The organism is Photobacterium salinisoli (assembly GCF_003614885.1).
GTDB classification, from domain to species: domain Bacteria; phylum Pseudomonadota; class Gammaproteobacteria; order Enterobacterales; family Vibrionaceae; genus Photobacterium; species Photobacterium salinisoli.
On sequence record NZ_QZMS01000026.1, the window covers coordinates 1 to 592 of the forward strand.

A 592-nucleotide genomic window follows, 5' to 3' on the forward strand; every position below is an offset into this window, starting at 1 on the left:
GCTTGCTGTCGAGGTAATCATTCCACCAACCGCCCGCAAACTCCGTCGTGTCTTCCCACGCCCCGCCCAGCATTTCACTGCCTTTGTCCACCGCATCATTAAGCCAATCCAGCATCTTGCCCCCTTAGCCCTTGACCTGTGCCGCCGTGCGCTCAACGTCCAGATATTCCGTAATCACGGTCACGCTGCCCGCGGGCTTTTTCGTCTTGAAGGTAAACAGCAGCTCTTTGGCACGGGCCGTCGGGAACATTTCATTGCGGATAAAGCCGCGCATCAGAAAGTCCAGATGGAACATGCCGTCCTGCCACATCAGATCGTTACGGTTCGCCATGTAACGTTCACGCCAGGCGGTGGTTTCATAGGCCACGTTGTCATCGCGCTTGATTTCCAGCTCTTCAATGGCATCCGTCATGAAGTGCATGCGGCGAATGCTGCGCTTCATGTCGTTCGGCAGGGTGTTAAAGGTGTTAGTGCCCTGCGCGGGCATATCAATCTGCAAACGCTCCAGACGCGGCAGATACATACGCACCGCCTGCGGCTTGTTGGTCTCAGCAATGACTTCAAGAGTCGGGCTGTCCGGGTCGCCGTCCTG

General features: G+C 56.8%; 1 pseudogene. It reads right to left on the reverse strand.

The annotated features are described in order from the left end of the window. Window positions 1-124: 124 nt before the first annotated feature. Window positions 125-592 (reverse strand): annotated as a pseudogene (locus tag D6M16_RS22120) (hypothetical protein); the annotation flags it as partial.